This is a genomic window from Cereibacter changlensis JA139 (assembly GCF_003034985.1).
GTDB lineage: Bacteria > Pseudomonadota > Alphaproteobacteria > Rhodobacterales > Rhodobacteraceae > Cereibacter > Cereibacter changlensis.
The window spans coordinates 1-12,812 of record NZ_PZKG01000116.1; the positions used below are offsets into that span (position 1 = coordinate 1).

The window sequence follows — 12,812 nt, forward strand, 5'->3', positions numbered from 1 at the left end:
ATCTCAGGATTGGAGTAACGGCCCGCGTTGGTCGGCCCCATGCCCGTATCGGCATCGTAGGTCGCGACCAGCGATTTCAGCGGCGAGGACATGTCGCCCGAGGATGCGCCCCAGCCTGCCAGGTACATCGGGAATTCCAGCGCATTGCGGCGCGAGAAGAACTGGCTCGCCGTGCTGGCGTCGACCTGGATCTGGATGCCCACGCGGGCCAGCATCTGCGCCACGGCTTGCGCGACCTGTTCGTCGTTGATGTAGCGGTCGTTCGGCGTGCCCAGCACAAGCGTGAAGCCGTCGGGATAGCCCGCCTCGGCCAGCAGTTCCTTGGCCCGCTCCGGGTCATAGGCATCCACCGCCCGGCCAGAGGTTCCGAACATCGGCGGCGGCAGCAGTTCGCCCGCCGCTTCGGCATAGCCGCCCATGATGCGTTCGGTGATGGCCTCGCGGTTGATCGAGATCGAGATCGCCTCGCGCACCCGCGGATCTAGCAGCGGATTGCCCTCGACCCCGCCGATGCCCGGCGCCTCTTCTTGCTGCAGCATGTGCAGGTAGATCACACGGTTCGACAAAGCATCCACCACGGTGAAGCCGGCCTGTTCGACACGCGGAATATCCTGAATGGGGGGCGACTCGATCAGGTCAACATCGCCCGCCAGCAGTGCCGCGACGCGCGGCCCGTCGCTGGTGATCGGGCGCATCACGACCCGCTCCCAGGCGGGCGTGCCGCCCCAATAGTCGTCGAACCGCGTCACCACCGTCTCGGCGCCACGCGTATAGCTTTCCAACCGGTAGGGTCCGGTGCCGACGGCGAGTTCGGGCGCATTGAAGGCGGGCGCCTGCGGCACGTCGCCCATGCCCTCGCAGGCGCCATCGGGGCCGAAGGTCACGGTCTCTTCCGCGCCGAGCGCGTCGGCCGAGAGGATCGCAAGGCTCCAGAGTTCCGTCGGCAACAGCGGGTTGGTGGCCTTGGTGCGGATGAGAAGCGTGTGGTCATCCTCGGCCACCACATCGGCGAAGCCGCCGGTAAAGATCGTATAGGCCGACGGCGAATTTTGGACGAGCGGCACGCGGCAGAAGGAATAGACCACGTCCCGGGCGGCGAAATCGCTGCCATTGTGGAATTTCACACCTTCGCGCAGCTTGAAACGCCAGGTCGTGTCATCGACCGCCTCCCAGCTTTCAGCGAGACCGGGGGTCACTTTCTGCACGGCGTCCTGCGTGGTCAGCGCTTCGAAGATGTTCTTTGACACCTGGATGTTGGTCGACAGCTGATGAAACTGCGGGTCCATCGACGTCGCTTCGGATTTGAGCCCGATCGTCAATTGTTGCGCGGCCAGGGGAACGGCAGTCGTCAGCAAAAAGCCCGCCACCAAGGGCAGGGTCAGCGTTTTCATGAGAGTGTCCTTCCTGTTGAGAGGTTGATGCGCTTCGCCCCAGAGTTGTTCTCCGGTGGCGCGAACTACCTTGGCGATCAGAGTATTATTCGATATTCAGATGTCAACGCAGAAAAGTAATGCGTTTTTAGCATAGGGCGCCATGACCCACAGCATAGACCCGGCAGAGGACCGCCGCTCTGGCATCACCTTGCGAGAGTTGGAAGTACTGCAACATCTGATCCAACTCGGCACGGCGATGAACGTGGCGCGCCGGCTCGGCATCTCGCAGTCGGCGGTCAGCCGACGCTTGGCGCAGCTGGAAGATCGCTTGGGTTTTCAGCTGTTTGACCGCGTGAACGGGCGCCTCGCCCCGACGCTTGCGGCCCTATCGATCAACGAACAGTTAACCCCGGTCTTCGAGACGCTGGCGCGGATCGCAAACCCCGCGCGCCCTGCGCAAGAGAGCCATACCGGCACCCTGTCCATCGTGGCCCCGCCCACCATCGCGCATCGCTTCCTGCCCAAGCGGATCGCGGCCTTTGCCAAGCGCAATCCCGATCTGCAGATCACCTTCGACATTCTCGCGAGCGACAGCCTGCTCACCGGGGTGGCCGAGGCACGATTCGACATCGGTCTGAGTGACAGCAATATCGCACATGAGGGCATCACATCGGAGCTTTTGCTCGAAACGCAGGCAATCTGTGTTCTGCCGCCCGGCCACCACCTCGCCAGCTTCGAGGTGATTCGGCCTGCGGACCTGCATGATGAACCCTTCATCGCCCTCTCCCGCCGCCATTCGAGCCGCGCCGCGATCGACCGATTGTTCGAGAAGGAAGGCCTGCGCCTGAAGCGGGTCATCGAAACCTCGACCAATGTGGCCGTGATCGAATTCGTGCGGGAAGGCTTGGGCGTTTCGCTGCTCAATCCCTTTCCGCTCGTGCATCAGATCGGCAAGAGCGTGGTGATGCGGCCGTTCCTGCCAGCCATCCGCTACAGAACCCATGCCCTCTTGCCCTCTGGCGCCGCACCCTCGGCGGCGACGCAGGCCTTCATGACCTCGCTCTTCGACAGTCTCGACCGCAGCGCCTATCCCGCGGCCGTGGCATGAGCCACGCGACTGACAGCGTCTCGGGGATCGTTACGGCGTAGTTGCAGAACTCTGACCTCGGAGGATTCGCAGGAGGCCAGCCTGTTGAAGATGGAGGACCAGGAGTGGCGACGCCGGATTTCACGACACTGTGCCGGCGTGAGAACGGCGGTGCAAGAGTCGGCCACGGTAGCGGCGGGATGAGCCTGCTGCGGGCGGCGTAAAAGTCGTCCACCTTTTCCCTTTCTGGCGACAGGGAGGGTGGGAGGATTTTCACCGTGGACCTGTATCGGAAGGTTCGGCTGGCCTGTGCTGAGGGCACGAGCCAGCGCAAGGCGGCTCTCCATTTCAACATCTCGCGCGACAGCGTGGCCAAGATGATGGCGTTTCCGGTTCCGCCCGGATCCCGGCGGACTGCCCCCGTGAAGCGGCCGAAGCTGGATGCTCTCACCGGGATCATCGACGGCTGGCTGGAAGGCGATCGCGAGATTCATCGCAAGCAGCGCCACACGGCGAAGCGGGTGTTCGAGCGGCTGCGCGACGAGCACGGGTTCACCGGCGGCTACACGATCGTGAAGGACTACATGCGGGAGCACGAGCGGCGCCGCCGCGAGATGTTCGTGCCTCTGACGCATCCGCCGGGCCACGCCCAGGCCGACTTCGGCGAGGGGGTAGTCGTCATAGGCGGGGCCGAGCAAAAGCCGCACTTATTCGTCTTCGACCTGCCGCACAGCGATGCATGTTTCGTGCGTGCCTATCCTGCGGCGACAGCGGAAGCCTGGGTTGACGGCCACGTCCACGCCTTCGCGTTCTTCGGCAAGGCGCCCGCGTCGGTCCTCTACGACAATGACCGCTGCCTGGTCGCGAAGATCCTGCCGGACGGAACGCGACAGCGAGCCACGCTTTTCAGCGGGTTCCTGTCGCATTACCTGTTCCGCGACCGCTATGGACGTCCGGGCAAAGGCAATGACAAGGGCAACGCGGAAGGGCTAGTCGGCTACTCCCGCCGCAACTTCATGGCGCCGGTCCCGCGGTTCGCGACGTGGGAGGAGTTCAACGCCTGTCTGGAGGAGCAGTGCCGCCGGCGCCAAGCGGATGTCCTGCGCGGCCAATCCGAGACGATCGGCCAACGGCTCGCGCGAGATCTGGCCGCGATGGCCGATCTGCCGGCCGCGCAGTTCGACGCCTGCGATCAGACCACCGGACGCGTCAGCTCCCAAGCGCTGGTGCGTTACAAGACCAACGATTACTCGGCGCCGGTCGCTTACGGCCACCATGACGTCTGGATCAGGGGCCATGTCGGCGCGGTCGTGATCGGCTGCGGCGGCGAGGTCATCGCACGGCATCCCCGCTGCTACGACCGTGAGGACATGGTCTTTGATCCGCTGCATTACCTTCCGCTCATCGAGCGTAAGCTCAACGTCCTGGATCAGGCAGCGCCGTTGTAGATCAGCGTCCCGTCATTGACGATGCTGCCGGAGTTCTCGCCGTTGCCACCAAGTTTGCCTGTAGCGCCGCCATTGCCCAGCTGGACCGAAGTGCCTCGGAGATGCTGCCGCTGCCGGAATTGCTGTTCTCGCCGGTCAGGATGCAGCTGCCTCCACCCGTGAAGAAGATCGTTCGCGCGAACTGATCGAAAATCACGGAAGAGCGACACTGCACCGGATGGCGATCAGCCGGGCCGCGCTCGCCGCACCCTGCGGCGAGACCTGCCTGAACGCGCCCGAACGGCCGCAAACCCGGCTTTGCACATCTAACCCATAGGGAGGCGTTCACATCATCAACGTCTCGCGGCGGTCCCGCCCTGCCACTTCGGCCTGCGCCCGCAATGGGCTTCGCCACGTCGGCCCGAGCCTCCGGCTGGCGGCCCCTGCACGGCGCGTTCCTGTTGCTCGGCAGACGCGGCCGGAGCCGGGCCCGGAAACTTTCCCTTGCACGCAGTATCTGATATATTTAGTCAGGATTTGTCCAGCGCATCGCCAGCGACGCTTCCTCAACCTTTCCGGACGCCTGGATGACCGAGCCTGTCCATCTTGCCTGCCTCTATATCAGCGAGCGGCCCGAGCTGCGCCGCTTCCTGTGGCGGATGACCGGCAGCGTCTCGATGGCCGAGGAGTTGGTGCAGGATGCCTTCCTGCGGCTGCTGGAGCGGGGCGACCGCGCCGATCCGGTGCGCAACCCGCGGGCCTATCTGCGCCGTTCGGCGCGCAACCTGGCGCTCAACGCGCTGCAAGCGCAGCGTCGGCAGGAGCCGGTCGCCGAGGTCCCCGAACTGGCCGACCCGGCCCCGGCGGTGGTCGACCGGATGATCTCGCGCCAGGAGCTGCTCGCGGTGATGCGGGCGATCGCCGGCCTGCCGCCGCGCCGGCGCGAGGTCTTCGTGCTGTCGCGGGTCGACAACCGCAGCTATGACGAGATCGCCGAACGTCTCGGCATCTCGCGCAACACCGTCATGGTGCAGATCGTGCGGGCGCTGTCCGACCTGCGCAAGGCGCTGGAGGGCTGAACCATGGCGTCGGCGGATGACGAAGCGCTGGAATGGCTGGTGCGGCTGAACGACACCCGGCTGGACGAAGCGACGGAGCGGGACTTCGCGCAGTGGCTGGCGCAGCCCGGCCATGCCGAGGAATGGCGCAAGGCCGAGGCCTTCTGGCGGCGGCTGCAGCCGGCGACGACCGAGATCCGCCGCCGCCGCCACATCACCCGGCGCGCCGCGCTCGCCACCGGCGCTGCGGCGCTGCTGCCCGGCGGCTTCTGGCTGTCGCGTCCCGGCCGCTTCGCCGAGCACCGCACCGCGGCGGGCGAGACGCGGCAGCTGCTGCTGGCGGACGGCAGCCGGGTCGATCTCGCCGCCGGCTCGGCCCTGTCCACCGCCTTCGACCCGATGCAGCGCGCGCTCACCCTGCATGTCGGCGAGGCCTTCTTCCAGGTCGCCGCCGATCCCGCGCGGCCCTTCGTGGTGACGGCGGGGCATGGCGAGGTGACCGCGCTCGGCACCGCCTTCAACATCCGGCTCACCACCCGGGGCGCCGATGTGACGGTCACCGAGCATGCGGTCCTCGCCCGCAGCGGCTCGGGCGAGGCGCGGGTCTTCGCCGGGCAGCGGCTGAGCTACGATGCCGTCGGGCTGCACGGCACGGAGCCGGCGGATGCCGAAAGCGCCACGGCCTGGCGGCGCGGCGTGCTGGTGTTCGAGGCGGCGTCGCTGGGTGAGGTGATGGATGTACTGGCCCGCAACGCCGGCTGGCGGGTGATGATCAGCGAGGCCGCGCGGCGCGTGCCGGTCACCGCGATCTTCAACCTGGCGCAGCTGGACCAGGCGCCGGAGATCCTTGCCCGCACCCTGCCGGTGCGCGTCACCCGCGCGCCGGGCGGCATCGTCATCCTGCGCGCGCGCTAAGCCGGAGATTTTTTCAGCGGCGGCGTAATTACCCCCGCCCGCGGGGCTGTCTTGTCTCTGTAGCCGATCAGAATGGGGAAGACGGGATGCAGGGAATGAGGGGCGGACTGACCGCGCTTGTCGCGGTGGCGGGGCTCGCGGCCGGAGGGGCCCAGGCCCAGGACGCGCAGCGGATCGACATCCCGGCGCAGCCCCTGTCGGCGGCGGTGCTGCAGCTCGGCCGCTCCACCGGGGTGCAGGTGGTGGTGGACGAGCGGCTGATGGCCGGTCGGCGGAGCGTGGCGGTACGCGGGGTGATGACGCCGCAGCAGGCGCTGCGGATCATGCTGGGCGAAAGCGGGCTGCAACCGGGTCAGGTCGACGAGACCCTGACGATGCGGCCCGAAGCCTCGGTCGCCGCCGAGGGAACGACCCTGCTCGGCGCGATCGTGGTCGAGACCGAGGACGCCTTCGGCCATGTCGCCGGGCTGGTGGCACATTCCAGCGGCGCCGGCACCAAGACCGGGGCCGCGCTGCGCGACGTGCCGCAGGCCGTTAACGTGGTCACCGCCGATCAGGCGCGGGCGCAGGGCGCGCTCTCGGTGGTCTCGGTGCTGTCCTACACGCCGGGCGTGGTCGGCCAGTATGGCGACACCGATATCCGGCATGACTGGCTCACCATCCGCGGCTTCCGCCCCGACCGCTATGCCGACGGGCTGCGGCAGAATTTCGGCGCGCGCGGCTATTCCCAGCCCCGCGCCGAGCCCTTCGGGCTGGAGCGGACCGAGGTGCTGAAGGGCCCGGCCTCGGTGCTATACGGTCAGGCGACGCCGGGCGGCATCGTCAACGTGGTCTCCAAGCGCCCGGTGGATCGGGAGGTGCGCGAGGTCGACCTGTCCTACGGCTCTTATGACCGCAAGCAGATCGGTCTGGACCTCGGCGGGCGGGTGGCCGGGAGCGGCGACCTGCTCTACCGCTTCGTCGCCGTGGCCCGCGATGGCGACACCGAATATGACCATGTCAGCGAACGCAGGGTCTATGTCGCGCCGTCGCTGACCTGGAAGGTCGACGACAGCCTGACCGTCACGGCCTTCGCCGAGTATCAGGACATCGACTCGCCCGGCGGCGGCGGCGCGCCGGCGCTGCCCGCCAGCGGCACGCTCTACGAGGATCCGCGCGGCGAGCTGCCGCGCTCCACCTTCGTCGGTGTGCCGGGCTACGACCATTTCGAGAACACCCACAGTCAGGCGGGTTTCAAGCTGGAGAAGAAGCTCGGCCCGAACTGGACGCTGAACCAGGCGCTGCGCTATAGCGACATCGAGGTGGACACCCAGCGCGTGCAGCTTTATTGCGCCGCGCCCGCATGCGGCCCGACCCAGGCGGTTCGCTACGCCTGGGCCTTTCCCGAAACGTCGGAGCTCTGGTCCTTCGACGCCAACCTGAACGGCAAGCTCCGCACTGGTGCGGTGGAGCATGACCTGCTCTTCGGGCTCGACGCCTCGCGCGAACGCAGCCATTTCGACGAGACCCAGCTGAGCTATGTGCAGATGGGTTGGGACGTTTTCAACCCGACGCCGGTCTCCGGCAGTGTCAGCCGCCCGCCGGTGAATTTGAGCATCGACCAGACCAGAAAGCAGGTCGGGATCTATGCCCAGGACCAGATGACCTGGGGCCAGGCGGTGTTTTCGGCCGGGCTGCGCTATGACCGGGCCGAGACGCGGACCCGCACCGTCTCGGACTCCAGCGACCTGACGGTGGATCAGGAGGATGACAAGCTGACCGGCCGGCTGGGCGCCGTCTATCACCTCGCCAACGGCTTCTCGCCTTACCTTGGCTATTCGACCTCCTTCTACCCAGCGGGCGGCACCGACCGGAACGGCGCGACCTTCCGGCCGACCACGGCGGATCAGTTCGAGATCGGCCTGCGCTACGCCCCAGAGGGCCAGCCGGTCATGGTCACCCTTTCGGCCTTCGATCTCACCCAGCAGAACGTGCTGACGCCGGACCCGGCCAACACCAGCTTCAACACCCAGACCGGCGAGGTGCGGGTGCGCGGGCTGGAGCTGGAGGCCAAGGCCGAGCTGGCGAGCGGGCTGCAGCTGGTCGGGTCCTGGACCCACAACGACGCCGAGATCACCGAGGACAGCCGCTACGAGGGCAATCGCCCGGTCTATGTGCCGCGCACCCAGGCCGGGCTCTGGCTGGACTATACGGTTCAGTCCGACAACGCCTGGGGCGGGCTCAGCCTCGGCGGCGGCGCGCGCTATGTCGGTCAGACCTATGGCGACAACGCCAATGCCTTCAGCGTGCCCTCCTTCACCTTGGTCGACGCGGCGATCCGCTATGATCTGGCCGCCTTCGGCTACGAGGGCACGAAGATCAGCCTGAACGTCACCAACCTCGCGGATCGCAAATATGTCGCGAGCTGCCTCAGCGCCTCGGGCTGCTACTGGGGGCCGGGCCGGGCGGTGACCGCCAGCCTGAACCACAGATGGTAGCAGGGCTGGCGCTGTCCCGGCGGCAGGTCGTCGCCGGGGCGGCGGCCGTGCTGTGGGGCGGGGCGGCCCGTGCGGCATCCCGCGGGGCGGCTACCGATCGGATCGTGGCGCTGGACTGGGCGCTGGCGGAAACGCTGGTCGCGCTCGGTGTGGCCCCGCTGGCCGTGGCCGAAGCGCCGCTCTATGCGCGGCGGGTGGTCGAGCCGGCATTGCCGGCCGGGACGCGCGACATCGGCCTGCGCAGCTGGCCCAACCTCGAGGCGCTGCGCGCCCTGCAGCCGGATCTGATCCTCGCCATGGCGGGCTATGGCATAGCCCCCGCCCGGCTGGAGCGGATCGCGCCGGTGCGGGCCTTTCCGCTCTATTCCGAGGCGCGGCGCCCGCTGGATCTGGCGCGGCAGGCGGTGCGCGACCTAGGCGGGCTCACAGGACGAGGGGCGCAGGCGGCGGAGCTTCTGGACCGACTCGACGCGGCCCTCGCCGGGCCGCGGCTCGACGACCGTCCGCTGCTGATCGTGAAATTCGCCGACGACCGGCTGCTCGATGTCTTCGGCGCGGGCAGCCTGTTCCATGACGTCCTCCGTCCGCTGGGCGCCACGAACGCCTGGACCGGTCCGACCAATGCCTGGGGCTTCGCCTCGACCGGGCTGGAGGCGCTGGCCGGCCATCCCGAAGCGCGGCTGGTCATCATCGAACCCGCGCCGCCGCCGCGGCTGGCCGACAGCCCGCTCTGGCGGGCGCTGCCTCAGGTGCGGGCCGGGCGGGTCACGCTGCTGCCGCCGGTCTGGGTCTTCGGCGGTGTGCCCTCGGCGCTGCGCTTCGCCCGCCTGCTGGGGGCCGCATGATCCGGCTGCCGCTCTGGCCCGGCCTCGCGGCGGCGGGCGCCATCCTGCTGGCGGTGGGTCTGACCCTCGCCAGTATCTCCGCGGCCCGGGATCCCGCAGGCGGCCTGCCGCCCGACTTCGCCGCACAGTGGATCACGCTTTCGCTGCTGCCGCGGATCTGGGTGGCGCTGCTGTCGGGCGGGGCCCTCGGCCTGTCCGCGCTGGTCTTCCAGCAGGTGCTGCGCAACCCGCTGGCCGAGCCCGCAACGCTGGGCGTGCTCTCCGGCGCGCAGCTCGGGATCACGCTGGCGACGATGGCGGCGGTCAGTCTCGATCCGGCTCTGCGCGAACTCGTCGGGCTGGCGGGAGGGCTGGCGGCGCTGGGGCTGGTGATCCTGCTGGCCGGGCGCAATGCCGCCGGGCCGGCGCTGCTGGTGGCGGGGCTGGTGGTGAGCCTCGTCGCCGGCTCGGTCTTCGTGCTGCTGGCGCTGTTCCAGCAGGAGCAATTGCGCGCGGTCTTCGTCTGGGCCAGCGGCAACCTGGCGCAGAACGGGTCGGGCGACGCCCGGGCGCTGGCGCTGCGGCTGGCGCTGCTGGCACCGCTGTTGCTGCTGCTGCTGCGGGGGCTGGCGCTCTTCGCGCTGTCCGACGCCGGAGTCCGCGGCCTTGGCGGCAATGTCGTCGCGCTGCGGCTGCTGGCCTTGGGGCTCGCCACCCTGCTGGCGACGATGGTCACGGCGCGGGTCGGGGTGATCGGCTTCGTCGGGCTGGCGGCCCCGCTGATCGCCGCCGGGCTTGGCGCGGGCAGCCTGAGGGCGCGCCTGCTTCTGACGCCCGTCGCCGGCGCCGTGCTCTTGCTGCTGGCCGACGGCGTGGCGCAGGGGCTGGGCCGGTTGTTCTCGGGCCGGGTGACGACGGTCCTGCCGACCGGTGTCCTGACCCCGGTGCTGGGAGCGGTGATCCTGCTGGCGCTGCTCTGGCTGCGGCGCATCCCCGACCGGCCGGGGCAGGCGCTGGCGACGCGGCGCCGTCATCCGCCGCGGGCGGTGGCGCTGGCGCTGCTGGTCCTGCTGGCGGCGGTGATTTTCTCGCTGTGCGAAACGCTGCATCTGCCGGGGCTTTCGCCCGCCGAGCTTTGGCAGGGCCGCTGGCCGCGGGTGCTGAGCGCCGTCTCGGCCGGGGTGATGCTGGCGCTGGCCGGGGTGGTGATCCAGGCGACCACCGGCAATCCACTGGCCAGCCCCGAGAGCCTCGGCCTCAGTCCCGGCGCGGGGCTGGGCATCGTCGCCGGGCTCTTCGCCGGCGGGGCGGCCGGGCTGCTGACCGGGGCGGTGGCCGGGGCGTTGCTGGCTTTCCTTCTGGTGATGCTGATCGCCGCCCGCAACCGCTTCGCGCCCGGCCCGCTGCTGCTTGCCGGGGTCGCCATCGGCACCTTCGCCGCAGCGATGATCTCGCTGGTGATCGCCAGCGGCGACCCGCGCGCCGTGATCGTGCTGGCCTGGAGCATGGGGCCGACCTATCGCGCCGAACCTGCCGGGGCGGTCACAGGCGCGGTCGCGGCGCTTGCGGGTCTCATGCTTTTCCCGCTGCTGCTGCGCTGGCTGCGCATCCTGCCGCTGGGCGCGGCGCAGGCCCGCGCGCTGGGGGCAAGGCCCGCCGTCGCCCGCGCCGTGCTGATGGTCTATGTCGCGGTGCTGACCGGCTTCGCCACGCTGGCCGTCGGGCCGATCAGCTTCGCCGGGCTGATGGCGCCGCATCTGGCCCGGGTGTTCGGCGCCGCCGGCCCCGGGTGGCAGGGGGTCTGCGCCGCGGCCTGGGCGGCGACGCTGCTGGTCGCCGCCGATCTGGCCGGGCGGCTGATCTGGTTTCCCTACGAGATCCCTGCTGGCGTGCTCGCCTCGCTGCTGGGCGCTCCCCTGTTCCTCTGGCTGATCGGACGACGCCGATGACCCTGTTTTCCTGCACCGGAGTTGAACGTCACGCCGAGGGGCGGCGTCTTCTCGGCCCTCTCGACCTGACGATCGAGCCCGGCCGCATCACCGGCATTCTCGGGCACAACGGCTCCGGCAAGTCGACGCTGCTGAAGCTGCTGGCCCGGCAGGAGGCGCCGGACGCCGGGGCTGTCCTGTTCCAGGAGCGCGCCCTTGCGCAGTGGGACCAGCGGGAGCTGGCGCGCCGGCTGGCCTGGCTGCCGCAGACACCCGCGGCCGCCCCCGGCATGACCCTGCGCGAGCTGGTGGCGCTCGGCCGCTATCCCTGGCACGGGCTGCTGGGCCGGCGCGGCGCCGCGGATCGGGCCGCCTGCGCCGAGGCGATGGCGCTGACCGGCACCGAGGCGCTTGCCGATCGCCAGGTCGACACTCTGTCCGGCGGCGAGCGGCAGCGCGGCTGGATCGCCATGCTGCTGGCGCAGGGCGCCGAGGCGCTGCTGCTGGACGAGCCGATCTCGGCGCTGGATGTCGCGCATCAGATCGAGGTGATGGGCCTGCTGCGTCGGCTGAACCGGACCCGGGGCATCTCCGTCCTCATGGTGCTGCATGACCTCAACCTCGCCTCCGGCTGGTGCGACGAGGCCGTGGCCCTGCGCGCTGGCAGGCTGGTGGCGCATGGCCCCATGGCCGAACTGCTGGTCCCCGCCGTCCTGCAAAGGCTCTACGGTCTGGAGATGGACGTCATTCCGCACCGCAGGCGAACTCTGGTCATGCCCGAAGCCTTCTTTGCAGCGCGACCTGACGAGGTGGAGGGCTGACGCACTGACAGAATGCGGCCGGAGCGATTGCCGGGATGTGAGCGGTCGGCCCGGCTCTACGCCCCCTGATGGGCCTTCTGCAAAGCCTCGAGCCTCTGTCTCTGGGTCCCTTCGGCGTCAAAATTCCCCGGGGAAAGCCAGGCCTCGTAGGCGGGTTTCAGGCTGGCCCAGTCCCTGTCGGTCATGGCGAACCAGGCCGTGTCGCGGTTCAACCCCTTCACGACCATGTGCTGGCGGAACAGCCCCTCATGGCGGAAACCGAACCGGAGCGCGGCCCGCTTGGAGGGCAGGTTGTCGTCGTTGCATTTCCACTCGAGGCGGCGGTAGCCGAGATCGTCGAACAGATGCCGCGCGAAGAGATAGAGCGCCTCGGTCGCCGCCGGTCTGCGCGCCATCAGCGGACCCCAGTAGATGTTGCCGATCTCGGCCACGCCGTTCGCCGGATCGATGCGCATGAGGGTCTGGCGTCCGGCCGCCTTGCCGGAGGCGCGGTCGATCACTGCATAAAACAGCGGATCGGTGCTTTGCGCCGATCGTTCCACCCATGCCCGGAAAGAAGCCCGGTCGGTCGGCGGCTCGTCGAACAGCCAGCGGAACCGCGCCTCGGCATCCGGAACCGCCGAGGCGTCGAACAGGCCCTCCGCATGGCGGTCCGGATCCAGCCGTTCCAGCCTGACGAAGCGCCCCTCAAGCTGTTTCACCTCCGGCCGCGGCCGCGCCGTCCAGTGCTGCATATCTTCCTCCCCTGTCACGCCGCCGGTCATGGGTTTCGCCGGCGTGATGTCGCCCGCTGCTGCAACTGGTCGAGCGCATCGGCATGGTCGCGGCCCCAGCCATAGACCAACTCGACCAGCCCGACGAAGCGCGCGCCGAGCGGCGTCAGCCGATACTCGACCGCGGGA

9 protein-coding genes and 1 pseudogene are annotated in these 12,812 nt (G+C 69.1%); 8 read left to right on the forward strand and 2 right to left on the reverse strand.

The window, feature by feature from the left end; translation table 11 throughout:
- On the reverse strand, positions 1-1,391 hold a 1,391-nt coding region (locus C5F48_RS18155; protein ID WP_107665253.1), incomplete at its 3' end, for an ABC transporter substrate-binding protein.
- A 142-nt stretch (positions 1,392-1,533) separates the two neighbouring features.
- On the opposite strand from C5F48_RS18155, the gene C5F48_RS18160 reads away from it, so the two are divergent.
- The 8 genes and pseudogenes from C5F48_RS18160 to C5F48_RS18195 all read left to right on the forward strand — a co-directional run bounded on the left by C5F48_RS18160 (position 1,534) and on the right by C5F48_RS18195 (position 11,910).
- On the forward strand, positions 1,534-2,481 hold the full coding sequence (locus C5F48_RS18160; protein WP_107665254.1) for a LysR family transcriptional regulator: 948 nt from the start codon (positions 1,534-1,536) through the stop codon (positions 2,479-2,481).
- A 257-nt stretch (positions 2,482-2,738) separates the two neighbouring features.
- A pseudogene (gene istA / locus C5F48_RS18165) lies at positions 2,739-3,905 on the forward strand (IS21 family transposase); the annotation flags it as partial.
- Between the two features lie 569 nt (positions 3,906-4,474).
- A complete protein-coding gene (locus C5F48_RS18170) occupies positions 4,475-4,966 on the forward strand; it encodes an RNA polymerase sigma factor (RefSeq protein WP_107665255.1) in 492 nt (163 codons plus the stop codon).
- Positions 4,967-4,969: 3 nt separating this feature from the next.
- Entirely contained in the window at positions 4,970-5,860 is an 891-nt protein-coding gene (locus C5F48_RS18175; RefSeq protein WP_107665256.1) for a FecR family protein, read from the forward strand.
- A 95-nt stretch (positions 5,861-5,955) separates the two neighbouring features.
- Positions 5,956-8,337: a TonB-dependent siderophore receptor gene (locus C5F48_RS18180; protein ID WP_245941473.1), complete on the forward strand. Its 2,382-nt coding sequence runs from the start codon at positions 5,956-5,958 to the stop codon at positions 8,335-8,337.
- Entirely contained in the window at positions 8,331-9,182 is an 852-nt protein-coding gene (locus C5F48_RS18185) for an ABC transporter substrate-binding protein (RefSeq protein WP_107665258.1), read from the forward strand. The genes C5F48_RS18180 and C5F48_RS18185 overlap by 7 nt, the downstream gene beginning before the upstream one ends.
- Entirely contained in the window at positions 9,179-11,110 is a 1,932-nt protein-coding gene (locus C5F48_RS18190; RefSeq protein ID WP_107665259.1) for an iron ABC transporter permease, read from the forward strand. The genes C5F48_RS18185 and C5F48_RS18190 overlap by 4 nt, the downstream gene beginning before the upstream one ends.
- Entirely contained in the window at positions 11,107-11,910 is an 804-nt protein-coding gene (locus C5F48_RS18195; protein WP_107665260.1) for an ABC transporter ATP-binding protein, read from the forward strand. Before C5F48_RS18190 ends, C5F48_RS18195 begins: the two co-directional genes overlap by 4 nt.
- Before the next feature lie 56 nt (positions 11,911-11,966).
- Here the strand turns inward: C5F48_RS18195 and C5F48_RS18200 are convergent, their stop codons facing one another.
- Complete coding sequence (locus C5F48_RS18200; RefSeq protein ID WP_245941472.1) at positions 11,967-12,644, reverse strand: GNAT family N-acetyltransferase; 678 nt, start codon at positions 12,642-12,644, stop codon at positions 11,967-11,969.
- Between the last annotated feature and the right edge of the window lie 168 nt (positions 12,645-12,812).

Excerpts from the sequence above, each read along its gene's own strand:
- C5F48_RS18160 (WP_107665254.1), top strand. The coding sequence starts at position 1,534 with ATGACCCACAGCATAGACCCGGCAGAGGACCGCCGCTCTGGCATCACC.
- C5F48_RS18170 (WP_107665255.1), top strand. The coding sequence starts at position 4,475 with ATGACCGAGCCTGTCCATCTTGCCTGCCTCTATATCAGCGAGCGGCCC.
- C5F48_RS18175 (WP_107665256.1), top strand. The coding sequence starts at position 4,970 with ATGGCGTCGGCGGATGACGAAGCGCTGGAATGGCTGGTGCGGCTGAAC.
- C5F48_RS18180 (WP_245941473.1), top strand. The coding sequence starts at position 5,956 with ATGAGGGGCGGACTGACCGCGCTTGTCGCGGTGGCGGGGCTCGCGGCC.
- C5F48_RS18185 (WP_107665258.1), top strand. The coding sequence starts at position 8,331 with ATGGTAGCAGGGCTGGCGCTGTCCCGGCGGCAGGTCGTCGCCGGGGCG.
- C5F48_RS18190 (WP_107665259.1), top strand. The coding sequence starts at position 9,179 with ATGATCCGGCTGCCGCTCTGGCCCGGCCTCGCGGCGGCGGGCGCCATC.
- C5F48_RS18195 (WP_107665260.1), top strand. The coding sequence starts at position 11,107 with ATGACCCTGTTTTCCTGCACCGGAGTTGAACGTCACGCCGAGGGGCGG.
- C5F48_RS18200 (WP_245941472.1), bottom strand. The coding sequence starts at position 12,644 with ATGCAGCACTGGACGGCGCGGCCGCGGCCGGAGGTGAAACAGCTTGAG.